The organism is Nonlabens arenilitoris, assembly GCF_002954765.1.
GTDB lineage: Bacteria > Bacteroidota > Bacteroidia > Flavobacteriales > Flavobacteriaceae > Nonlabens > Nonlabens arenilitoris.
In genome coordinates, this window is record NZ_MTPW01000001.1 from 3,262,325 (window position 1) to 3,285,927 (window position 23,603).

Sequence of the window (23,603 nt, forward strand, 5' to 3'; positions counted from 1 at the left end):
TAATGGTTTTATACAAAAGTAACCTTCCTAAAGTAATGCTAAAAACCTTTTACCATTCAATAAGCTATATTAAGTACCGTTCTTAACTAGAATTTATCAATTTGCGTCTTTCAGCTTGGCGCGACTTTTGTATTTTGCTTTCCCTATGAGAACATTTATTTACTGGTCTATAGCCAGCCTTTTTTCTATATTTTCCATTGCTCAAAACAGTCCGTCACAGATAGACATTGTTGATTTTAAAAATGCCGCGGTAGATATTTACGTTAATGAAAATTCAGAGTTGATATCTGGTACAGTGACTTATCAAGTATCTATACTTAAAGACATTCCTTCCCTATTTATAGACGCAAAAAACATCACACGTTACGATGTTAAAATAGATGGCAAGCCTGTAAAGGCAGATTATAATAAGAAGCAAATAGTTGTGGAATCACGCTTTCGCGAAAGCGCAACACACGACATCTCAATAGAATTCTCAACCCAACCTAATACGGCATTATACCATATCGATAAAGATAACGACGGTAAATGGGATCAAATATGGACACAAGGTCAAGGGAAATATACGAGTAACTGGTTGCCTAGTATAGATGACATGAACGATAAAATGGTCTGGGATATCAGTATTACTGCTCCATCTCAATACCGAGCTATATCTAATGGAGTACTTCTAGAAACTACTGAGATAGATAAGAATATAAAGTGGCAATTCAACATGGATTTCCCAATGAGTAGTTACCTAGTAGCTATGGTGGTAGGCGACTATAAGGTAGAAAAGAAGATGACGGCTTCACAAAAGCAAATAGAATTGTATTATTACCCAGAAGATGCTCAAAAAGTAGAACCTACATATAGACATACCGTCAAAATGTTTGATTTTCTTGAACAAGAGATAGGTATTGAATATCCATGGAAAGTATATAAACAAATACCTGTCAAGGATTTTCTATATTCTGGTATGGAAAATACAACAGCCACCATTTACAGCGATCAATTTGTTGTTGATGATATAGCCTATAATGATGGCAGTTATATAACTGTTAATGCACATGAGATGGCACATCAGTGGTTTGGTGATTTAGTGACTGAAACCAGTGGTAAGCATCACTGGCTTCAAGAAGGTTTTGCTACTTACTACTCTATGCTGGCAGAGCGTGAGATATATGGAGAAGATCATTATTACATGACCTTATTTGAAAATGCCGAATCATTAATCGCTCAAACAAAAGCTGGTAAAGGAACTGCATTACTAGATGCACATGCTAGTAGTCTTACATTCTATCAACACGGTGCATGGGCGCTACATGCCTTAAGAGAAGAAATAGGTAATGCTGATTTTAAATTGAGTGTACGTACTTATTTAAAGCAATATGCTGGTGGTAATGTGACGACTGACGATTTTTTAAATGTTGTGAATTCAATTAGTGGTAAGAACATGACCGCTTTTAAAAATAGATGGCTTACTAATACCCAATTCCCAAGTGCTGAAGCGCTGCAATTATTACGTAAGAGTAATTTTATGGAACAATATTTTCAACTTGCAGCTCGTAGCATCTCTAGTTTTGATGAGGCATTTAATTCTTATAAAGAAACATTAAGTTCACCTCTAAATGAGTTACTGGTAGAAGAAATGATAAGTCAATTAATTCTACATAAAAAAAATGACAAAATCATTGAACTGTATAAGGAAGCCGCAGCATCAGGAAGTGTTAAAGTAAGACAGGCTATTGCATTAAGTTTACAAGAATACGATCCTGCACTAGATAAATTACTGAGTACAATGCTCAATGATCAGTCTTACTTAACTAGAGAAAGTGCTTTATTTCTATTATGGCAAGGTAACCCTATGGATCGACCACAAATTTTAAGAGATGCAAGAGAAAAATGGGATAGCATGAGCCCTTCTTTAGAAATGGCGTGGAATGCTCTAGCTCTTAATTCTAGTGATTTTAAGAATAATGAAAAATATGAATTTTTACAGGATATTTCTAAATATACAAGTCCTGAATATAATCCACAGACGCGCACAGCAGCATTTGATTACCTCATCAATCTTAATGCTATGGGTACTCAAAATTATCGAGATTTAATGAACGCATGTTTTCATCACAACTGGAGATTTTATAAAAACAGTCGCGATATTTTTGAAGCGCTTTATAAAAAAGATGAATCTAGGGTTTTGATAGACAGGATACTGTCTACAATGCCTGATGATGAACAGAAAAGAATAAGGGATTTATTTACAGTCTAGAAAAGGTCCTTTACCTCAGATCTTAAATAGCTTAATGCGGCAGCACTAGGTGCACGCTTATCCATTAACTCATTAACGATAGCTTGCCTCAAGTCTTCACCTGTATTGATTTTACTACTCATAGCAACCTGACGTATTTGTTGAATGGTCGTGTTTTTTGCCGCTCGTATAATATTCCAACACTCTTCACTCACATATATCTGTTGTGCGATATTGTGTTCAAACTCTTGATCAATAGCAGAAATTAAAGTTTGCTCATATTGCAATTTTGTCATAGAGCCTGCTAGTGTTCTAACAACTAGATTATTAGGCTTAATACGTTCTAGAAATAGTGTCATACGTTCATAAGAAGCCATTCTAGTAGGTAAGGTTTTACCTTGTGATTCTCTAACAGTAAGGAATCGACGACGACGTTCCTCATTTTTCATAAACGATGTTAAAAAATAAAAAGCTACAAAACCTACTACTAGCGCAGGTAAAACAGCTATAAAACCTAAAAGAATTTTATCATCCATAGTCATGTGTTTTTCTTATAACGTTATTAAATCAAAAGTAATGTATCAGATTAAAATAAACTGGTGATTTAATGAATTGTTAGGATTAGTAATTGCTAGTTACCTCACCTAATTTTATTGGTTATCATCTACTTAATATAAGACCAACGATTTATAAAATATCGATACTACTTACCGCCTAGATGTGGACAATTTTTTAATGATTGCATACTCTCAAATGGCACAGGTGTTTTTTGATATTTATAAGTATACTCTAATGTTTGTGTCATATTAGTATCACCTATACTTACATCTACATCGCGCATATCAAACTGACATGGATGTTCATATCCAGCAGCATGAGTAATCTCTAGCAATTCTTTATTAAACTTTTTAAAATAACTGGCTAGTCTTCCTGCTTTTTCAGGAACTACAATACCACGCTGCAACCATTTATTTTGTGTAGCAATTCCTGTCGGACAGGTGTTATTGTGACAGGCTTGTGCCTGAATACATCCTATAGATATCATTGCTTCTCGAGCTACATTGATAACATCTGCTCCCATAGAAAAAGCCATGGCAGCCTTTGCAGGAAAACCTAATTTACCCGATGCAATAAAGACTATATCTTCAGTCATGTTACGTTTTTGAAAAACCTGATAAAGGTCCTTAAAGCCATAAACCCAAGGTAGAGAAACGTGATCTGCAAAACTAGGTGGAGCAGCACCGGTACCACCTTCACCACCATCCACAGTTATAAAATCAGGTCCTTTACCGGTAGTCTTCATAATATCTGCCAGTTCTTCCCACTGTTCTAACTTACCTATAGCCGCTTTAATACCAGTAGGTAAACCAGTCTCTTGGGCAATTTGCTCCACAAAATCTACTAGACCTTGTATCCCTTCAAAAGCGCTATGTGTCGGTGGTGATAAAACATCTTCTCCCATCGGGACATTGCGTATCTCACTAATTTCTTTAGTAATTTTTGAACCTGGTAGCACACCTCCTTTTCCCGGTTTTGCACCTTGAGATAATTTCAACTCGATTGCTCTCACTTGAGGATGATCTTTCACCAGTTTCTTCAACATCTCCATAGAGAAGTTTCCCTCTTTATCTCTTACACCAAAGTATCCCGTACCGATATGGAAAACCACATCTGCACCACGTTTATGATATGGAGATAATCCACCTTCACCGGTATTGTGATAAGCATGGACTTGTTTTGCTCCATTATTCATCGCGTCTACCGCTTTTGCTGATAAGCTACCATAACTCATCGCACTAATGTTAATCACGCTTGCTGGACGGAAAGGCCTTTTTCTACCCTTTGCAGCACCTATCACTTTTGCACAAGGTAAAAATGTAGGCTCGTTATGAGAGATATGCTCTTTCTCTACCTTATAAGGCATCATCGCATTATTGATAAATATATATTGATGCGCATATATGTCTCTATCCGTACCAAATCCTTCATAATTATTTTCATTCTTTGCACTGGCATAAATCCAACCGCGCTCTATCCTATTGAATGGAAGTTCTTCACGATTATTTGCGACGATGTACTGACGTAGTTCTGGACCTACACTTTCTAACCAATAACGGAAATGTCCAACTACTGGAAAATTTCTAAGAATGATATGCTTCTTATTAAAAATATCATATAATGCTACTATTAAAACTACTATTAATAACCACCAGTACCACGCCAGGTTTAGAATAAAATCAATCATTTAAAAAATTTGAATGGTAAAAATACATAAATGTGATTTAGAATTTCGCTTTCGCGAAAGCGAAATAATTACAACACAATAACCTATTAAAAGCAATTTATATGAGCCCAGTTGATTTTAAAAATCGTTTATAAAAAATATGAATAATGGACAAAAAAACGACCTTCAACTCGTATCTTGTCTTCCCTAGAAAAAGAAAAAAGTGCAAGATTATATATCTCAATTAAATGACGCGCAACGTGAACCTGTGTTGCAAAAAGATGGTGCCATGATCGTTATAGCAGGTGCTGGATCAGGTAAAACTCGAGTGCTTACTCTACGTATTGCATACTTAATGCAACAAGGTGTAGATGCCTTTAATATTTTGGCATTAACCTTTACCAACAAAGCTGCGAGAGAGATGAAAAAACGTATCGCAGACATCGTAGGTCAAAGTGAAGCAAAAAATCTATGGATGGGTACCTTCCACTCTGTTTTTGCACGCTTACTGCGTATGGAGGCTGATAAATTAGGCTACCCATCAAATTTTACTATTTATGATTCTCAAGACTCGCAAAGATTAGTAAGTGCTATCATTAAAGAAATGGGACTGGATAAAGACGTCTATAAATACAAGCAAATCTCTTCTCGTATCTCATCCATGAAAAATAGTCTTATTACCGTAAGAGCCTATTTTAATGATCCAGACTTACAAGAGGCAGATGCAATGGCACGCAGACCACGTTTTGGAGATATTTATAAAGAATATGTAGAGCGTTGTTTCAAGGCAGGCGCAATGGATTTTGATGATTTGTTATTAAAGACAAATGAACTGTTAAACCGTTTTCCAGAAGTACTGGCAAAATATCAAAATCGTTTTCAATACATTCTAGTAGATGAGTATCAAGATACTAATCACTCGCAATATCTTATTGTAAAAGCACTGTCTGATAAATTTCAAAATATATGTGTGGTAGGCGATGATGCACAATCAATCTATGCATTCCGTGGTGCAAATATTAATAACATTCTGAATTTTCAGCGAGATTATGAAGGTGTAAAGGCCTATCGACTAGAACAGAATTATAGATCTACAAAAAACATTGTAGAGGCTGCAAACTCTATTATTGATAAAAACAAAACTAAGCTAGACAAAGTAGTTTGGACAGCAAATAATGATGGGCCTAAAATTATCGTACACCGTTTGATGAGTGATGCCGAAGAAGGTCGATATGTTGCTGGTTCTATTTTTGAAAATAAAATGCAAAAGCAACTGGGTAATGATCAGTTTGCTATTCTTTACAGGACTAATGCGCAATCTAGAGCGATGGAAGATGCGCTACGTAAAAGAGATATACCCTATAGAATTTATGGAGGATTGAGTTTTTACCAACGTAAAGAGGTTAAAGATGTACTAGCCTATTTAAGAGTTATTGTTAATCCTAAAGATGAAGAATCTCTAAAACGTATTATTAATTATCCAGCACGTGGTATAGGTGCTACAACAATGGATAAATTGATTGTCGCAGCAAAGCATTATGATCGTAGTATTTTTGAGGTTATAGAGCATATCGATCGCATTGATATAGGTATCGCTAGTAGTACAAAAACAAAGCTTAAAAACTTTGTAACCATGATTAAGAGCTTTCAGGCGCTTGAAGAGACGCAATCTGTATTTGAACTTACAGAATATGTGATTAAGAAAAGTGCTTTAATCAATGAGCTAAAAAAAGATGGTAGTCAAGAAGGTATCTCTAAAGTCGAGAATATTGAAGAGTTACTAAATGGAATGCGAGACTTTGTTGAAGGGCAAAAAGAGGTTGATGAAGCTAGAGGTTCTCTTGCAGAATTTCTAGAAGATGTAGCGCTGGCAACAGACTTAGATAATGACAAGGACACTGATGATCGTGTTTCACTAATGACCATTCACCTTGCAAAAGGACTGGAATTTCCATATGTATATATTGTAGGAATGGAAGAAGACTTGTTCCCTAGTGGAATGAGTATGAACACTCGAGAGGAACTTGAAGAAGAAAGACGCCTTTTTTATGTAGCACTTACTAGAGCAGAGCATCAAGCATATCTTACTTATACCTTAAGTAGATATCGATGGGGAAAGCTAGTCGATGCAGAACCTAGCCGATTTATTACTGAGATAGATGATCAGTATCTTGAGTACACTACTCCTATGGATGATTATAGGTATAAAAGTGCCTTGACAGACCACTTATGGGATGAACCAGATAAGTCCAAATTAAGACAACGTAAACCTGTATCTGGTAAGCCACCTAGTGTCAGTAGACCTAGTGAAGACCAGATTAGAAAACTGCGCAAGATAAGACCTAGCTCTAGCAGTAATAGTAAACTATCTGGTTTTGAAGGAAACTTAGAACCTGGAATGATGGTATCACATGGACGATTTGGTCGTGGAACCGTAGTAAATATAGAAGGTGCTGGCGGCGAGAAAAAAGCCGAAATTAATTTTCAAGTCGGTGGATTAAAAAAGTTGCTACTTCGATTTGCCAAATTGGACATTATTGACGAATAACCGATCTATATGAATTAACACAAATAGGTATTTTTAATAAGCTCTTACATATTAAACTTAACGACCAATTAAACCAACCCATAATGAATAACCTAGACTACCCTATAAAATTTAGCTTTAAGGTAACCACGCTTTCAAATGATTTTACAGCTCGCAATGCCCAAGGACAAACCATAGCCTATGTAAAGCAAAAAATGTTCAAGCTTAAAGAAGCTGTAAACGTTTATAGTGATGAAAGTAAAACAAGAGTTTTATTCACGATCGCTGCAAATAAATGGTTGGACTGGAGTGCCGCGTACAGCATGATTGATGCAAATAATAATGAAATAGGTAAAATCGCTCGCAAAGGATGGCGCAGCATGTGGAAAGCTGAATATAACATCATCGATCAAAACCAGCAATTGCAATATAACGTAAAGGAAGAAAGTGCTTTTACTCGATTTCTAGATAATTTGTTAGGTGAGATTCCAGTTTTAGGATTTTTCACAGGATACCTTTTTAATCCTACTTATAACGTGACCAATAGTAAAGGTGAAGTTGTTGTAAAGCTTAAAAAAATGCCTTCATTTTTAGGTAAAGAGTTTGAACTCACTAAACATGCAGATATAGATGAGGATGATAAAGAAAGAGTAATGTTAGGTCTAATGATGATGATTTTATTAGAACGTCGTAGAGGATAAGATTCCAGCAAATGATTTAATAACGCATCAATTACTCTTAAAAGTTCTTGATGCGTTACTTTTGAAATTAACATAAAGTTCTATCAGCCCAGTGTACGAAAAAAATTTTCCTCATAAACGATTTAATTTAACCTTAGAATTTTTAGAAAAATATGTTTCTAAAGATGCTTCTATTCTAGATCTAGGTGTAGTAAATCCCTTTTCTAAGATTATGAAAAAAGCTGGTTATACTGTACAGAATACTAGTGGTAAAGATCTTGACGATGATGTAAGTGAGATTGAAAATTTCAATGGTGATGTGGTAACCGCATTTGAAATATTTGAACATTTGGTGAGTCCTTATAGTTCATTGAAAGCAATTCCATGTAATAAAGCGGTGATAAGCGTTCCATTAAAATTATGGTTTGCCAGTGCTTATCGTAATAAAAATGACATTAGAGATCAACATTATCATGAGTTTGAACCATGGCAACTGGACTATGTGCTAGAAAAAGCTGGCTGGAAAGTTGTGGATAGTATTAAGTTTACTAATCCAGTAAAGAAACTAGGTATTAGACCATTACTGCGATATTTCACAAATCGTTATTATCTCGTTTACTGTGAAAAAATATCATCTTAGACATAATGAAAATTGCTGTCATCATTCCTACTTACAATGAAGAACGTTTTATAGCCAAAACGCTCGACAGCTTATTATCTCAAAATTTCAAAATTTCCAAAATTCTTATTGTCAACGATAATTCAACAGATAATACTTTAGAAATAGTAAATTCTTATTTGAAAGACAACGAGGTCATTAAAATGGTTACACATCAATCTAGTGATCAAAATATTCCTGGTTCTAAAGTCATTAATGCTTTTAACTTTGGACTTTCTCATATCAATCTTTCAGATTTTGACATCATCTGTAAGTTTGATGCTGATCTTATTTTTCCAATAGACTATATAGATAATATTGCAACACGCTTTCGCGAAAGCGATACCAACGGTATGGTTGCCGGTCACTGCTCTATAGAAAAAAATGCGAGCTGGGAACTCGAGAAAGGAACTAATAAAGACCATATACGTGGCGCCTTAAAGGCATATCGTACGGCATGTTTTCAAGAAATCGGCGGACTCAAATCGTCTATAGGTTGGGATACGATTGACGAGATGCTGGCGCGATATTACGGCTGGCAAGTTATTACTATTCCCGATTTACATGTCAAGCATCTTAAACCAACTGGAGCCTCCTATAATTCAAAGGCAAAATACCTGCAAGGTGAAGCTTTTTATAAAATGCGCTATGGATGGTGGCTTACTTTTATAACTGCTGCAAAAATGGCATGGAACAAGAAGCAATTCCAGCTCATTCCTGATTATTTAAACGGCTACAAAATAGCCCAAAAAAAGAACCTTGAACCTCTAGTAACAGAAGATCAAGGTCGATTTATAAGATCATACCGTTGGAAAGGTATTAAATCTAAAATAGGTTTCTAGAAGTTGAAAGACATTCCAAAGCTGATTGTAAACTGATTGTACAAATCTTCAGCTGGTGTTAAGTCTTCAGTTTTATAAGATGCAAACGGTACTGCAGCCTCAGTATATAAACCAAAACCATCAGTAAAGAAATAACGCGCACCTAAGTGACCACCAAAATTCTTAGTACTGAAACCTAATCCTGGATATATATCTAAATTAGGATCGACGTTTATTACATTTCCAATGTTTGCGTTAAATCGTAAACGTAGCATTGCTCTCTCATCAAAATCTACACTTACATCATCATCTATACCTAAAGCATATGCTGCTGTGATACCAAAAGAAATGTTCTCTCCTACTCCATAATCATAGGTGGCTTGCACACCTGTTGATCCAGATTGAAAGTCAGCTCCTACCTGGAATTTTTGATCTCCTTTACCTGTATAAACTTGGGCAGTTGCTGCTGTGGTAGCTATAAGAGCCAGTATAAGTAATATTTTTTTCATTTGTTATAGTTTAATAATTAGGATACAAATATAATTATAATGCCATCCTATTATTCACCAAAGTTATTTTAATACAGATAGTATTGGATTCCCTGTAGTTCCATTGGGAAAACTGATGCCCAAAAGATTAGAAATGGTAGGTGCTATGTCTATAATATGTGTACGCTGTGCACTAGTGCCTTTATTAATTCCTGCTCCATAAAATAGCAATGGCACATGAGTATCATAGCTTTGCGAGCTACCGTGTGTACTACCGGTTCGTGAATAGCTTATCACACCAGGTTCAAGTACATAAACGACATCACCACTGCGTTTGTGATGAAATCCGTTTTGTATTAATGCTCCTACTCCATCTGTAAAGTTTGAATTAGTTAAGGCTTCTCTTGTAAAAACTTTATCAACAGAAGGATAATTAGTTAATAATATACTTAAGTATCGCTGTACTTCTTCAGATTTTAATTGAGCTTTTTCTAATTCTTGATAATCTAAGAAGACCTGACTGTTTGATATTTTTTTTATAAGTAACTCATTCCCGTATGTAGACGTCAGTTTTTCTTTTAAAAACTTTTCTAAATCATCATTTTCAAAATATCCTGCAGCGATACCTTGTGATTGTAAGTAAGCTGGGTTGTTGACTGCACCATGGTCTGCGGTTAAAAAAATGGTGTAATTACCATCACCTACTTGATTATCTAAAGCATTAAGAAGTCGCTCTATTTCAAGATCTAATCTTAGATAGGTGTCTTCTAATTCTACAGCATTAACTCCATATTGATGACCTACATAATCTGTGCTAGAAAAACTGATCGCTAAAAAATCAGGTATATGATCTTTCCCCATTTGCTCGTTATGCAAGGCTGCGATGGCAAAATCTGCTACAAGACTATTCCCATATGGTGTAGCCTTCAATAGACTATAACCTCCATTTTTATCCTGTAATGCTGGCAAATCATAAGGAAAGGTCGCTGTTTCTTTACCTCGCGGCGCCTTTTCAAATTCGTTTAAATCGGTACCACTTGCAAGATATGAATCTAATGGGTATAACGTATTCCATTCTTTCATATAGGATTGCGACGGATTGCTAGAATTGTACTCCTTTACCCATTGTGGTAATTCATTCATATAAAAAGTAGATGAAATAAATGTACCTTCATCGCCACCACGATACCAATAAGCAGCATCTGCAGCATGACCTGCTGGTAGAATTGCTCCACGATCTTTTATAGAAATACCTATCACTTTAGATCGTCCTTGTGTATGTAATTCTAATTCATCTGTAACAGTTGTGGTTAATAATCTTCTAGGAGACATCTTACCTTCTGCATTTGTAGTTCCTACAGGCTCGACACTATCATCACTAGCATTATAAATAGATTTATTTTCAAATTTATCAAACCAGTTGTTTCCAATGATTCCATTATTCATAGGTGAAGTACCAGTGTAGATGGATGCATGACCTGGTGCAGTATATGTAGGAACATAGTTATAATGATTATTAGTCAGGTTAAAACCATGGTTCATTAATCTCTTAAAACCACCGTCACCGTATCTATTGTAAAAACGGGTAAGGTAATCGTAGCGCATTTGATCAACTACAATTCCAACTACTAGTTTAGGTTTTACTGTATTTGTGGTAGAAAACGGTTGGGTATTTTTACTATTATTAGTTAAGGTTTCCTGCTTTTGCGGAAGCGTACCACAACTAATCAATAAAAATGTAAAAAGTAATGCTGTCCAAAAAGATTTCATGTCAAAAATTTTGTGCAAAAATAAGGATAATGAAAAGCAGAAAGTTTAAGATTGCATTAAATCCCTTCATAGATTTTTTATCTACTTTTACCATTCATGAGATTTCTAAGACACATAGGTAAATATATGTTGATGTTAATAGGTGTATTTAAAAGACCTACAAAAACATCTGTACTAAGAGAGCTGATACTTAAAGAGATCGATGACCTAGTCATAGGCTCCATAGGTATTACAGCATTTATTTCTTTATTCATGGGCGCAGTAGTAGCACTGCAGACCGCCTTGAATTTAGATAATCCATTGATTCCTAAAAGTTTGATAGGATTTGCTACCAGACAATCTATCATTTTAGAGTTTGCTCCTACCTTTATTTCTGTTATTATGGCAGGTAAAGTAGGTTCTTATATTACCTCTAGTATAGGTACTATGAGAGTGACTGAACAGATTGATGCATTAGAGGTAATGGGTATCAATCCTCTTAACTATTTAATTTACCCTAAGATTATAGCATTACTTTTCTATCCTTTCTTGATCGCTATCATCATGTTTGTTGGAATCTTTGGTGGATTTCTTGCCAGCGTTTATGGTAATTTAGTGAGTTTAGAAGAATTTGTAATAGGATTGCAGGACACTTTTATACCATGGCATATAGCATATGCTTTTATCAAAACAATGGTTTTTGGTATTCTACTAGCCACTATTCCTAGTTATCATGGTTATTATATGGAAGGCGGTGCACTTGAAGTAGGTAAAGCTTCTACAACATCTTTTGTATGGACCTGTGTTGCAATTATTGTAGCTAATTATATACTTACACAAATACTTCTGACCACATGATAGAAATTAAAAACTTACATAAAGGATTTAATGGAGAAGCGGTCCTAAAAGGTATTGATGCTAGATTTGAGCAAGGTAAAACGAACATGATCATAGGTGCCAGTGGATCTGGTAAATCTGTATTCCTTAAAAATATGCTAGGGCTATTTGAACCTGATGAAGGAGAAATTATATACTCTGGTGAGTCACTATTAGATATGGATATAGATCGTAAAAGTGACTTGCGTAAAGAAATGGGTATGCTATTTCAACACAGTGCGCTCTTTGACTCTATGACAGTTGAAGAAAACATCATGTTTCCACTTAGAATGTTTTCTAGAATGAAACTTGCTGAACGTAGAGAACGAGCAAACGAAATTTTAGAACGTGTTAACCTAGTCAATCTAAATAAAAAAATGCCTAGTGAGATCTCTGGTGGACAACAAAAACGTGTTGCCCTAGGTAGAGCAATTGCAAACAATCCACAATACTTATTTTGTGATGAGCCCAATAGTGGATTAGATCCTAAAACGGCAACCGTAATCGATCAATTGATTCAAGAAATCACACACGAGCGTAACATTACGACCGTAATTATATCTCACGATATGAATTCAGTAATGGAAATAGGTGAAACTATTGTTTTCCTTAAAGACGGATTGATAGCTTGGGAAGGAAGTAACAAAGAGATTTTTAAAACAGATAATGAAGCGGTAACCGACTTTGTTTATAGTTCAGACTTATTTAAGAAAGTACGTATTGCGCAAAATGAAGGGTTTTAAGCTGTCAAATATTCGTTAATAATTACATAACATTATTATTTCAATACGGCTATTTTCATATTTTTAAGAAACTTAAAAGTATATTATGGTCAGTAACAAGATAAAGTGGTCGGTAGGTTTATTTCTAGTCATTGCGCTTATACTCGCGACTAATTTCATAGATCGCAATAACTTTAAGCGAGTACAAGATTCGGTTTCTACTATTTATGAAGATCGTCTGGTTGCTAAGGATTTGATTTATGACATTCAGTTAGAGATTCACGAGAAAGAATTGCTTATTGCTTTAAATAATACTACGGCTTATTTATCTCAAAAGAACAAGGCTCAAAATGAATTAAATGATTCTATGACGCAGTTTTCTACCACTAAACTAACTCTCGAAGAAGAAAAAGTTTTTAATAATCTAGAAACAGAGCTGGCTGCTCTATTCACATTAGAAAACGCTACTAATTTTACAGCTGTAAACGGTCAAGACAACAGTCGCTTACAACAGCAACTAGACTTGATCAATGAGACACTTCTCAAACTGTCAGATATTCAAATAAAAGAAGGCAATCGCCAGATGCACATCGGTAAAAAGGCGATGGCGTCCATGGAGCTTTTAACTCAAATGGAAGTATGGATTATGATTGTTCTCGCCATTATCATTCAAGTTATAATTCTTTATAATCCTAAAAAGAATTAAAATAATACAACTCTCATTGCCATTTAAGGATTAGAAACTTCAACGGTATCTGTAGTACTAACCACACTACGTTCCAACTCATTAATTTTAATCTTGTCGGTTTTAAGGCGGTATTGCAACCAGTTTGCCATGCGTGTTTTTATCGCACCGCGATCTTGCTGGGTTAAAGTCGTATCGTTAAAACGGATATTATACTCTGCAATCGTGTCTGTAAGTTGTGTGATAAAATCCTTATTCACAGATTCAGCATAGCTTATACTAGAGATTTGAGGATAGTTCAATCGTACCTCTTCACTAATGATGTCAAAGTTCTTACCTTGTTCATTCACACGCCTCAATTCATCCTCAAGGGCAGCAATTCGCACATCTTTATCTTGTATAAGTCTTAATTTATCAATTAATTCTTCCTGAACTATTTCAACGCCTTCATTATTAACATCAGGCATCGTACTACCTTGATAAAATCTAACATTGGCTTCTTCTAGATGTTCTTGTGAATTAAATTTTTTCTTCCATTCATCAACGATAGGTTGTGGAACTGGCGCACCTAACATGACTATATCTAGGGTTTGAGTATCCTTATTCCAGTCGTCGTTAGGTCTCATACCATCGTATTGAACAATTTCATTCATAAATTGATTCACGGCATTTTGTCTTAATTGGTCCTGTAATAACTGATAAAACAATACAATAGAAGGTAATAATACTAAAAACCCAATAAGTGAAGCTAATCTGGACACGCGTTTACGTTTGGCCTGATTGGCATATTTTACCATAGGAAACGCAAGAAGTTTACACACTAAATAAGTGGATAAAGCGATGAAAACTGCATTAATACAAAACAAGTATATCGCACCTCCAAAAACCTTTAATTGCCACGTCGCAATACCATAACCTGCCGTACATAATGGTGGCATCAACGCTGTAGCAATCGCTACACCAGCAATAGCATTAGATATTGTCCCTTTTTTAGCTTTGGCAACAATTAATGCTAATCCTCCAAAAATTGCAATAAGAACATCGAGTATTGTAGGATACGTACGAGCATCTAATTCGCTGGTAATCTCCTTCATTGGTGTGATTAAAAAGTACAATGAAGCTGTTAAAAGTGATAACCCCATCATTACACCTAGGTTAATCAACGACCTGCGCAACATGGTATCATCGTTAATCGCTGTACCTAATCCCATACCTACAATAGGTCCCATAAGTGGAGAGATTAACATGGCTCCTATTACAACTGCAGTTGAGTCTGCATTAAGTCCTATAGAAGCAATAAAAATAGAGAAGATTAGAATCCATGCATTATGACCTTGAAAAGAAATATCTTTTCTAACAGACTCAATGGTTTCATCTCTATCTGAGTCTTTTCTAATATCTAATAGCTCATGTAAAAATGCCATGATATTGTCCCAAATACCACTAATTTTTTGCTGATTAACTTCAAGACTGTTATCAATTTCAGTCTGTGAATTTTGTGATTCTTGTGATTCCATTACCCAATTTCTTTACCGTACTTATCTATAGCCGTATTACGGATTTCTTTAATTTCTTGCTCAGCATTTTTAGGGATAATCATTAATACATCATCTTGATCAACCACTATATAATCTTCTAGACCTTGTAAAATCACTTTTTTACCAGGCGCTGTTCTCACCATATTGCCATGTGATTCAATCGCTGTGACACTAGCATTGACAATGGCATTAGACGCTTCATTCTTATCAAGTTTATCATATAAGGAACCCAAGTACCTAAATCGTTCCAAGAGAATCTAGCCGGTAGGACATAAACCTCTTCAGAATTTTCCATAATGGCATAATCTACTGATATGTTCTCTGCCTTTGGATATTCACTCTCTAAAAACGACACTTCTTCTTCCGTATTTAGAACTTGCATGCCGTTGGTGAATAGTTGGGTCATGGTAGGTTGCGCTTTCGCGAAAGCGTTAACCACAGCATCTACACTCCATATAAATATTCCAGCATTCCATAAAAAATTTCCAGCATCTATAAATTGCTGTGCTGTTTCTAAATTAGGTTTCTCACGGAATTGATTTACTTTTTTTACATCTGTTGTCTCTTGATTATACTCAATATATCCATAACCAGTATTAGGTGATGTAGGTTGAATCCCTAGAGTCATCAATGCCTGTGGATGTTGCTTACAAAAGGCAAATGTGGTCGCTAGATCTTCATTAAAAAGATCTTCCTCGGCAATATAATGGTCGCTGGGCGCAACGATCATACTAGCGGCTGGATTCATTTTTTGAATTTTTAATGCCGCAAGTAAAATACATGGTGCTGTATTGCGCATGGCAGGCTCTGCAACGATATTCTCTGGTAACACCTCAGGTAATTGTTCTTTAACAAGATCTACATAAGCCTCATTAGTTAAAATAAGAATGTTATCTGCTGGTATTTGAGCTTGCAATCTGGTAAAGGTCATTTGTAATAATGACTTACCTAATCCTAGCATATCATGGAATTGCTTAGGAAATGACTGTTTACTTACTGGCCAGAATCGGGAACCGACTCCACCGGCCATTATAACTGCATATTTATTACTCATTCTTAACTTTTTAAAACTTCTACCTGAACATTGGGCTGGAAAAGATATACTTTACCACTCTCAATTTCTAAGCATTCATATCGCTTGCGCAGCTTTTTACCTTTCTGGAATTTGCGTCCATTATCAGTGGCAAAAATAGCGCCTTGCATTAACTCAAATATATAATTTTTATCAGTGGCAGCATCATACTTTTTAAGAGCTACACTTAAATGTGCATCAGTATCACTACTGGCTGTTGGATTTTTAAAATGTCTGGCCAGTAAAGGCAAAACGTCATTGGGAAAAATATCTGGTCTTAAAAATGGTAGCATTAAATGTTGAAAGGTATGCTTCCACTCTACTCCATGTGGTTTAATAGCTCTACCATACTTTTTGAAAGCAATTAAATGAGCTATCTCGTGAACTAATGTTACTAAAAAACGATACTGATTTAAGTTTGCGTTAATGGTAATGCGGTGAGATCCATCTGGTAGTGGTCTATAATCACCATGCCTAGTCTTACGTTCATTTACAATTTTAAGATGAACAGCATTCATCTCTAGCAATTGTGTTAAAGGCATTACAGCAAGTCGTGGTATGTACTTTTCTAAAACCGACACTAATAATTGAATACTTAAATGAATTACAATTTAGGCATGAAAAACAGGATAATAAAAAGAAATTGAGCTTAGTTATTAAGAAACTTTGTAAAAACATATAAAAGCAAAAATCCCATCTAGATTACTAGATGGGATTTTAAATATTTAATAATAGGTCATCAGTAATTATAACCGTAGATCTTATCTACCTAATTACTTCTTACCTTTCTTTTGCTCTTCTTGTTGTGCTTGCGCCTGCTCCATAATCTCGCTCATTTTAGAAGCAAAACGTCCTTTCTTTTTCTTAGGTGCTGCTTTTGCTTTTTCAATTTTAGCAAGTACTTTATCTTCTTTGATTACAAAGTTTTTAATTACTAGCATAATACCTATGGTAATTAAGTTAGAAACAAAGTAGTACAATGATAATCCACTGGCATAGTTATTAAAGAATACTAGCATGAACAATGGTGATAGATACATTATAAATTTCATGTTAGGCATACCAGGCTGCTGTGTGTTTTGCATGGTCTGACCGGTAGTCATTTGCATGTAAAAGAAAATTGCAATCGAAGCCAGAATAGGGAATAAACTAACATGGTCACCATAGAATGGTATGTTAAATGGTAGTTTAAAAATCTCATCATAACTTGATAAATCGTCTGCCCATAGAAAACTCTTTTGCCTTAAATCAAAGGCTGTTGGGAAAAACTCAAAGAGTGCAAAGAAAACAGGCATTTGTAATAGCCCTGGTAAACAACCCGATAGTGGACTGGCACCAGCCTCACTCTGAATACGCATCGTTTCTTGCTGCTTCTTCATCGCGTTGTCCTTGTACTTCTCGGCAATACGATTTAATTCTGGACGTAGAATTTTCATTTTTGCCTGAGTCATGTAGCTCTTATATAATACAGGAGATAAAATGATACGTACACATATCGTTAAAAGAATAATAGCTATTCCATAAGGTATACCGGCATTTTTAGTTAATAACGAGAATAATGGACGTATTACAAATTCATTGATCCATCCAAAAATTCCCCAACCTAAATCTACAACTTCATCTAGATTACGTTCATAATCATCTAAAATATCATAATCTGTCGGACCAAAATACCAGTCCATATTGTATGCTAGTTCACCACCAGTATATTCTAACTCAATTTGAGAGTTGAATTTTTTAGTATAAGTATCTTGCTCATCATCTTGAGAAGCGATATTCTCTGAGATTAACTTAGCCTTCTTAAATGGTGTATCTGTTAAAAGAATAGATGTAAAGAAGTGTTGTTTATAGGCGATATAAGAGACGTCTTCTTCTTCTTCATCAGCCTCAGCACCTTGGCCAGTATAGTCATCACTACCATCTCCATACTCAAACTTAATTTCTGTATAACGGTTCTCGTTATCCATACCTTTAGAGCGCTTATAAGCAAGCATTTCCCAGTTAAGTTGTGGAGCGTCTGCAGTATTAAATGTTTGAGATAAACCTTGAGAACGGATTGTAAAATCCATCATATAGTCACTAGGCTCTAATTCATATCTAAATTCCAGAAATTGAGAAGGACCTACGTTTGCTTTAAAAGATAATACTTTATTAGAACCATTCATAGACTGTGATGGTGTAAAACTCATATCTTTAGTATGCATTTTACGACCATCATTAGTTACAAAGACCAGATCTAGTTGGTGATCTTTCTCATTAGGTTTTGCCAGATAAACTGGTAAAGAGTCATAGGTTTTGTAGCTTTTCAATAACGCTTCTTGAATTAAAGCTCCTTTAGAATCAATTTTAAATTGAATTAAATCATTTTCAAAAGTGATTATTTCATTTGAGCCTGCTTGAAAAACACCGTTGCTAATAGGAGCCGTCGCCGGATCATTATTAGAGGTTAATTGTGGCGTGGTATCTTCTGTAGACGCAGTAGTCTCTGTTGTAGCATTTGGATCAGATTCTACTTCTGCTTGATTCTGACTGAACCAGTACATAAGGATAATGAAAATAAGTCCCATTCCTACTATTGACTTCCAGTCGATTGATTTTTGTTCCATAAAATTTCCCTCGCAAGGGTTGTACTGTGGTTCTATATAAGAACCGGTTGATTGATTTTTACACGCTTTCGCGAAAGCGCAATCTTTATAATCTTATTGCTTTCTCGCAGCTGCTGCCGCTACAAATGATTTGAATAAAGGATGTGGATTTGCCACTGTACTCTTATATTCTGGATGATATTGAACACCGATGAACCATGGGTGGTCTTCTATCTCTATAATCTCTACTAAACCTGTTTTAGGATTAACACCGGTAGATTTTAATCCAGCTTTTTCTAGTTGCTCCTTATATTCATTATTATACTCATAACGATGTCTGTGGCGTTCAGAAATCATGCCTGATCCATAAATATCTGACACATTGCCACCGTTTAACTCACAATCCCATGCACCTAGTCGCATGGTTCCACCCATATTAGTAATGTTTTTTTGCTCTTCCATTAGAGAAATAACAGGATTTGCGGTCTTTTCATCCATCTCTACAGAGTTAGCATCTTTAAGTCCTAAAACATTTCTACTATATTCTATAACAGCCATTTGCATTCCTAAACATATACCAAAGAAAGGCATTTTATTTACTCGAGCATAACGTACAGCTTCTATTTTACCTTCTATACCACGTTCTCCAAAACCTGGCGCCACTAATAATCCATCTAGATGCGACAACTTGGCGTCTATATTATCAACCTCAAGAAATTCACTATGAATAGACTCTATATTTACCTTTACCTCATTTGCTGCTCCTGCATGAATGAATGATTCTAATATGGATTTATAGGAGTCTTGAAGTTCTACATACTTACCTATCAGACCTATAGTTACTTCACTTTTAGGATTCTTATGACGTTGTACAAACTCATTCCAATTAGTTAGGTCTGGAGATTTTTGAACATCTAGATTTAATTCTTCTAGAACTACTTTATCTAGACCTTCGGCAAGCATTTTATTAGGCACATCATATATGGTTTCAACATCAATTGATTGTATGACTGCCTCACGACGCACGTTACAGAAACGCGCTAGTTTAGTCTTAATTTCTTCAGATAATTCATGCTCTGTACGGCATACTAATATATCTGCCTGCACACCACTTTCCATCAAAGTTTTTACACTGTGTTGAGTAGGTTTAGTTTTTAATTCTCCAGCGGCACTTAAATATGGAATCAATGTTAAGTGTATAACCATTGAGTTATGCTCTCCTAATTCCCAACTTAATTGTCTTACACTTTCTATATATGGTAATGACTCTATATCACCTACAGTACCACCTATTTCAGTAATTACAATATCATAATCACCGGATTTTCCAAGAATTTGAATGCGATGCTTTATTTCATCAGTGATGTGAGGAATCACTTGAACTGTCTTACCTAAAAATTCTCCTCGACGCTCTTTTTGAATGACGCTTTGGTAAATTCTACCAGTAGTGACATTATTAGCCTGCGAGGTATTCACATTTAAAAAACGCTCATAGTGACCTAAATCTAGATCAGTTTCTGCGCCGTCTTCTGTGACATAACACTCTCCATGTTCATAAGGATTAAGAGTTCCAGGATCAACATTAATATAAGGATCAAGCTTTTGTATTGTAACTCTAAAACCACGCGCTTGAAGCAGTTTTGCAAGAGATGCGGCTATTATTCCTTTACCTAAAGAAGAGGTAACTCCACCGGTTACAAAAATGTATTTAGCGTGTGCCATAAACGTGTTCTGAGCTTTTAAAATCAGCTGCAAAAGTAGTCATTTTATGTAGAATTAAAGAAAGGAAAAAGACGAGTATTTAAGGACTTTTAAATAGATATACACATAACAATTATTGTTTAACGATTGTTAAAAATAGAATTGAGAATTAGTGTTAAGCTTAACTGGTTTTGAAAAATGCTTGAGATATATAAGTTTCCCATTCTCTTTGTTTAGACAACAGTAGCCCGTGATTAGTCTCTTTATCATAACGGCCTTGCATAGTCTGTCGATTAGCCTCTATTCTTTTAAAAATATCTAGAATCTCCACTTTATAATTTTGAGTAGGTTGATAATCATTAAAAGCTTTCTTTAATAGTCGAGCGTGTAGCTCTGAAATATTCCAGTGTAACTGCTCGTGTCTTAACAATTGTTCATCATCTTCTAGCAAATCCTTCTTCCAACTGAGTTGTGGATAAAATTCACTGCGCACATCAAATTCAATGACTACTTGATCACGAAACCTCTTTGCAGAGTAAGCATAAGCTATACCAGAATTAACGCTAGCTGCATGATGTGCATCTACCGGTGGAGTTCCCATAAAATCATCCCAAGTTAAAACTGGTTTTTCTTGAAATGTAAACTTCTTCTCTGGTACTAACAAAATAGTCCACAAAACAGTTATGAGAAGAACTGACCAGCGCATGTTTAAGACCAGTTAAAAGTTATATTCTTAACAATATCTGGATGAAGACTTTCATGAACAGGACATGTATTTGCGATGCGCTCTAAGATAAGTTGCGCTCTTTTATCGCAGTTTCCTTTCATATCTAAAGTGACATCAATTTGAGAAATACGACGTGGATTTGCAGCCATAGTTTTTGTAACCTGAGCGACGCTTCCTTTTAAATCAATATCTAAATCTCTTGCTTTTATTCCCATCATAGTAATCATACAACTAGCAAGCCCAGTGGCTACCGTGTCTGTAGGTGAGAAAGCCTCGCCTTTACCATTATTATCAGTAGGCGCATCTGTTGTGAAAGTGTTATCACTTTTTAAGTGCTTACTCTCACATCTTAAATCTCCTATGTATGTCACAGTTGATGTCATCAATCTAATTCTTTAATGGTTAAATCTTCTTGATATTGTAATAAATAAACTGATTCATTATAATAACCAGCCATGAATTTTTTTGAATAATTAAATTTATTTTCTACTTGAGATGTACTACCATTATTCATCGCACTATCATATAGATTACCAGCACTTGCATTTCTTAATATAAGATCCATTGCAACATCAAATCCTCTAGTCGCATATGCATTAGGCGATATTTTATATTTACTATAATAACGTTTTGCAAAACTATTATCACTACCAGCATCTCTATTAATACTAGGATATGTGTATTTAAGTGATCCTAAACGCATGTGAGGTAAGTCAAATTCATCGTAATTTTCATACCCGAACATACTGATATTATGAGATTTTGCCTTAGCAGAATAGTGTGATATAGCATCTGTAATAAAACCTTCATTATCTACCGCAAGTATTATCCAGTTCTCTTTTTCAGAATCTAATGCATTCACATATGTTTGCTTATAAATATAGTTATCCTTGTTAGGCTTTAATTCTTTTGCATTAGGAAATAAAGCTAGATACTCGTTCTTTAACTCTGGCTTTTTAGCATCAGTCACTAATATGATGTTCTTACCTTCAGCATTAGCAACGAGATAATTCATAAGTTTCTGTTTTAATAAATCCTGATCAGGTCTCGCTTGAAAAAGGTTTTTATAAAGACGTACGTCAGTATTAGTTAATGGTGACACCACTGGTATACCATCACTTTTTAATTCTTTTGCAGCTTCAACGACATTTTTTGCTAATAATGGTCCAACAACAGCGGCATATCCATTAAAGTCATTTGACTTAATAATGGAATTTACTTTACTAGAACTTTTTTGAGTATCAAAAACATCAAATGACACCATAATTCCTAACGATTGTGCTGAATCTCTAGCTATAGTCATTCCACTATAAAAGTCTAAAGCGATGCGTGTTGCAGACTCCTTGCGCAATAGTTCATCATCTGAAGTATCATCACCTAATTTATTAAGGGATAGCGGTAGCATAACCGCAAATCGTTGTGGATTATAATTAGATATACTATCTAATAGATTTGCAAATCCAGTAACTTTAGAATTCATCACGTTTAATTGTCCAACGCTAAAATTAGGATTAGGGATTCTAATATTCATACCTAATTTTAGGCCTTCTTTAATCTGTGGGTTTAGGACGATAAGTGAATCTTCAGAAATACCTGTTAGATTTTCTAAAGAGTACATAGTCATTTTTGCAGGAACTTCATAATTTACAAACTTTTTAATGATAGAATCACCAGCATTAAAATTTGTATTAGAATTTTCTTCAACAACTTGTTTTACAATTGGCACATTAATGATCATTCCAGGATGGAGATCCTTCAAATCTGGATTAAGCTCTTCTAATACAGGTACTTTTATTCCATATTTAGTAGCTATACCAAATTTTGTATCCTTAGGTAGTACTCGATATTCACCATCACTCAGCACTTGATCAACAACAGCTTCTTCTACTGGTTGTACAGCAACTGGCATCTCTATTTCTTCAAAGACAGGTATCTGTATGCGATCACCTTTTCTTAACCCTTGAGAATAGAGTTCTTTATTTGCTTCTTTGATATCAAGCTCTGTGACTTCATATTTTTTTGCTATACCATATAAAGTTTCTTTACGACGTACTTTATGTTTTTTGTACTCTACGATTTTACGCTGTGTTAAAACCTTAGAACTGGTAGGAATAAGCAATATCGAACCTTCTTTTAATCCTGATTTGATGTCTGGATTAAGTTGAGTTAATTCTGTGGCATTGATTTTATATTTTCCTACGATACTAAAAACGGTCTCACCTTTTTGAACGACATGCTGTTTATAGTTTTGTAAAGTGGTTGCATTCGCTTTCGCGAAAGCGAAAAAAACAAAGACTATTAAGATTATATTTTTCATACT

General features: G+C 35.1%; 19 protein-coding genes and 1 pseudogene. 8 read left to right on the forward strand and 12 right to left on the reverse strand.

What is annotated here, in order from left to right; genetic code table 11:
* The first annotated feature begins 145 nt into the window (after positions 1-145).
* Positions 146-2,251 (forward strand): M1 family metallopeptidase, encoded by a 2,106-nt coding sequence (locus tag BST92_RS14595; protein WP_105072125.1) that lies wholly within the window; start codon positions 146-148, stop codon positions 2,249-2,251.
* Here BST92_RS14595 and BST92_RS14600 read toward each other — a convergent pair.
* Positions 2,248-2,766: a DUF7935 family protein gene (locus BST92_RS14600; protein WP_211292510.1), complete on the reverse strand. Its 519-nt coding sequence runs from the start codon at positions 2,764-2,766 to the stop codon at positions 2,248-2,250. The genes BST92_RS14595 and BST92_RS14600 overlap by 4 nt on opposite strands.
* A 167-nt stretch (positions 2,767-2,933) precedes the next feature.
* Positions 2,934-4,475, reverse strand: a complete 1,542-nt coding sequence (locus BST92_RS14605) for an FMN-binding glutamate synthase family protein (RefSeq protein ID WP_105072127.1) — start codon at positions 4,473-4,475, stop codon at positions 2,934-2,936.
* Positions 4,476-4,677: 202 nt separating this feature from the next.
* Between BST92_RS14605 and BST92_RS14610 the strand changes: the two genes are divergently transcribed.
* The 4 genes from BST92_RS14610 to BST92_RS14625 all read left to right on the forward strand — a co-directional run bounded on the left by BST92_RS14610 (position 4,678) and on the right by BST92_RS14625 (position 9,161).
* Complete coding sequence (locus BST92_RS14610) at positions 4,678-7,002, forward strand: ATP-dependent helicase (RefSeq protein ID WP_105072128.1); 2,325 nt, start codon at positions 4,678-4,680, stop codon at positions 7,000-7,002.
* A gap of 83 nt (positions 7,003-7,085) precedes the next feature.
* Positions 7,086-7,682, forward strand: coding sequence for an LURP-one-related family protein (locus tag BST92_RS14615; RefSeq protein ID WP_105072129.1), 597 nt, complete (start codon positions 7,086-7,088; stop codon positions 7,680-7,682).
* Positions 7,683-7,773: 91 nt separating this feature from the next.
* A complete protein-coding gene (locus BST92_RS14620; protein WP_105072130.1) occupies positions 7,774-8,301 on the forward strand; it encodes a class I SAM-dependent methyltransferase in 528 nt (175 codons plus the stop codon).
* 5 nt (positions 8,302-8,306) lie between these two features.
* Entirely contained in the window at positions 8,307-9,161 is an 855-nt protein-coding gene (locus tag BST92_RS14625) for a glycosyltransferase family 2 protein (protein WP_105072131.1), read from the forward strand.
* On the opposite strand, the gene BST92_RS14630 is transcribed toward BST92_RS14625, so the two are convergent.
* Both BST92_RS14630 and pafA read right to left on the reverse strand, forming a co-directional pair.
* Positions 9,158-9,649, reverse strand: coding sequence for a DUF6646 family protein (locus BST92_RS14630; RefSeq protein WP_105072132.1), 492 nt, complete (start codon positions 9,647-9,649; stop codon positions 9,158-9,160). The two genes, BST92_RS14625 and BST92_RS14630, sit on opposite strands and share 4 nt — an antisense overlap.
* 63 nt (positions 9,650-9,712) lie before the next feature.
* Complete coding sequence (pafA, locus tag BST92_RS14635) at positions 9,713-11,398, reverse strand: alkaline phosphatase PafA (protein ID WP_170061763.1); 1,686 nt, start codon at positions 11,396-11,398, stop codon at positions 9,713-9,715.
* Positions 11,399-11,494: 96 nt separating this feature from the next.
* Here pafA and BST92_RS14640 point away from each other — a divergent pair, with 96 nt between their 5' ends.
* The 3 genes from BST92_RS14640 to BST92_RS14650 all read left to right on the forward strand — a co-directional run bounded on the left by BST92_RS14640 (position 11,495) and on the right by BST92_RS14650 (position 13,681).
* Complete coding sequence (locus BST92_RS14640) at positions 11,495-12,235, forward strand: MlaE family ABC transporter permease (RefSeq protein WP_105072134.1); 741 nt, start codon at positions 11,495-11,497, stop codon at positions 12,233-12,235.
* Positions 12,232-12,996, forward strand: coding sequence for an ABC transporter ATP-binding protein (locus BST92_RS14645; protein ID WP_105072135.1), 765 nt, complete (start codon positions 12,232-12,234; stop codon positions 12,994-12,996). Before BST92_RS14640 ends, BST92_RS14645 begins: the two co-directional genes overlap by 4 nt.
* Before the next feature lie 85 nt (positions 12,997-13,081).
* A complete protein-coding gene (locus tag BST92_RS14650) occupies positions 13,082-13,681 on the forward strand; it encodes an MCP four helix bundle domain-containing protein (RefSeq protein WP_105072136.1) in 600 nt (199 codons plus the stop codon).
* Positions 13,682-13,704: 23 nt separating this feature from the next.
* On the opposite strand, the gene BST92_RS14655 is transcribed toward BST92_RS14650, so the two are convergent.
* The 8 genes and pseudogenes from BST92_RS14655 to BST92_RS14690 all read right to left on the reverse strand — a co-directional run bounded on the left by BST92_RS14655 (position 13,705) and on the right by BST92_RS14690 (position 23,600).
* Entirely contained in the window at positions 13,705-15,177 is a 1,473-nt protein-coding gene (locus BST92_RS14655; RefSeq protein WP_105072137.1) for a DUF389 domain-containing protein, read from the reverse strand.
* Positions 15,177-16,252, reverse strand: a pseudogene (locus BST92_RS14660) (mannose-1-phosphate guanylyltransferase). The gene BST92_RS14655 and the pseudogene BST92_RS14660 overlap by 1 nt, the downstream one beginning before the upstream one ends.
* 2 nt (positions 16,253-16,254) lie before the next feature.
* Positions 16,255-16,812 carry a SprT-like domain-containing protein gene (locus tag BST92_RS14665; RefSeq protein WP_170061764.1) on the reverse strand — a complete coding sequence of 186 codons (558 nt, stop codon included), beginning with the start codon at positions 16,810-16,812 and terminating at the stop codon, positions 16,255-16,257.
* Positions 16,813-17,043: 231 nt separating this feature from the next.
* A complete protein-coding gene (yidC, locus tag BST92_RS14670) occupies positions 17,044-18,876 on the reverse strand; it encodes a membrane protein insertase YidC (RefSeq protein ID WP_105072139.1) in 1,833 nt (610 codons plus the stop codon).
* 93 nt (positions 18,877-18,969) lie between these two features.
* Positions 18,970-20,577: a CTP synthase gene (locus tag BST92_RS14675; RefSeq protein ID WP_105072140.1), complete on the reverse strand. Its 1,608-nt coding sequence runs from the start codon at positions 20,575-20,577 to the stop codon at positions 18,970-18,972.
* Positions 20,578-20,737: 160 nt separating this feature from the next.
* A complete protein-coding gene (locus BST92_RS14680; protein WP_105072141.1) occupies positions 20,738-21,262 on the reverse strand; it encodes a DUF922 domain-containing protein in 525 nt (174 codons plus the stop codon).
* A 2-nt stretch (positions 21,263-21,264) separates the two neighbouring features.
* Positions 21,265-21,666 (reverse strand): OsmC family protein, encoded by a 402-nt coding sequence (locus BST92_RS14685; RefSeq protein WP_105072142.1) that lies wholly within the window; start codon positions 21,664-21,666, stop codon positions 21,265-21,267.
* Positions 21,666-23,600 carry an amino acid ABC transporter substrate-binding protein gene (locus BST92_RS14690; protein WP_105072143.1) on the reverse strand — a complete coding sequence of 645 codons (1,935 nt, stop codon included), beginning with the start codon at positions 23,598-23,600 and terminating at the stop codon, positions 21,666-21,668. The genes BST92_RS14685 and BST92_RS14690 overlap by 1 nt, the downstream gene beginning before the upstream one ends.
* Positions 23,601-23,603: the final 3 nt, after the last annotated feature.

What these genes read in the sequence shown, in the direction of transcription:
- BST92_RS14595 (WP_105072125.1), top strand. Translation starts at nt 146, where the DNA reads ATGAGAACATTTATTTACTGGTCTATAGCCAGCCTTTTTTCTATATTT.
- BST92_RS14600 (WP_211292510.1), bottom strand. Translation starts at nt 2,766, where the DNA reads ATGGATGATAAAATTCTTTTAGGTTTTATAGCTGTTTTACCTGCGCTA.
- BST92_RS14605 (WP_105072127.1), bottom strand. Translation starts at nt 4,475, where the DNA reads ATGATTGATTTTATTCTAAACCTGGCGTGGTACTGGTGGTTATTAATA.
- BST92_RS14615 (WP_105072129.1), top strand. Translation starts at nt 7,086, where the DNA reads ATGAATAACCTAGACTACCCTATAAAATTTAGCTTTAAGGTAACCACG.
- BST92_RS14625 (WP_105072131.1), top strand. Translation starts at nt 8,307, where the DNA reads ATGAAAATTGCTGTCATCATTCCTACTTACAATGAAGAACGTTTTATA.
- BST92_RS14630 (WP_105072132.1), bottom strand. Translation starts at nt 9,649, where the DNA reads ATGAAAAAAATATTACTTATACTGGCTCTTATAGCTACCACAGCAGCA.
- pafA (WP_170061763.1), bottom strand. Translation starts at nt 11,398, where the DNA reads ATGAAATCTTTTTGGACAGCATTACTTTTTACATTTTTATTGATTAGT.
- BST92_RS14640 (WP_105072134.1), top strand. Translation starts at nt 11,495, where the DNA reads ATGAGATTTCTAAGACACATAGGTAAATATATGTTGATGTTAATAGGT.
- BST92_RS14645 (WP_105072135.1), top strand. Translation starts at nt 12,232, where the DNA reads ATGATAGAAATTAAAAACTTACATAAAGGATTTAATGGAGAAGCGGTC.
- BST92_RS14650 (WP_105072136.1), top strand. Translation starts at nt 13,082, where the DNA reads ATGGTCAGTAACAAGATAAAGTGGTCGGTAGGTTTATTTCTAGTCATT.
- BST92_RS14655 (WP_105072137.1), bottom strand. Translation starts at nt 15,177, where the DNA reads ATGGAATCACAAGAATCACAAAATTCACAGACTGAAATTGATAACAGT.
- BST92_RS14665 (WP_170061764.1), bottom strand. Translation starts at nt 16,812, where the DNA reads ATGCCTTTAACACAATTGCTAGAGATGAATGCTGTTCATCTTAAAATT.
- yidC (WP_105072139.1), bottom strand. Translation starts at nt 18,876, where the DNA reads ATGGAACAAAAATCAATCGACTGGAAGTCAATAGTAGGAATGGGACTT.
- BST92_RS14675 (WP_105072140.1), bottom strand. Translation starts at nt 20,577, where the DNA reads ATGGCACACGCTAAATACATTTTTGTAACCGGTGGAGTTACCTCTTCT.
- BST92_RS14680 (WP_105072141.1), bottom strand. Translation starts at nt 21,262, where the DNA reads ATGCGCTGGTCAGTTCTTCTCATAACTGTTTTGTGGACTATTTTGTTA.
- BST92_RS14685 (WP_105072142.1), bottom strand. Translation starts at nt 21,666, where the DNA reads ATGACATCAACTGTGACATACATAGGAGATTTAAGATGTGAGAGTAAG.
- BST92_RS14690 (WP_105072143.1), bottom strand. Translation starts at nt 23,600, where the DNA reads ATGAAAAATATAATCTTAATAGTCTTTGTTTTTTTCGCTTTCGCGAAA.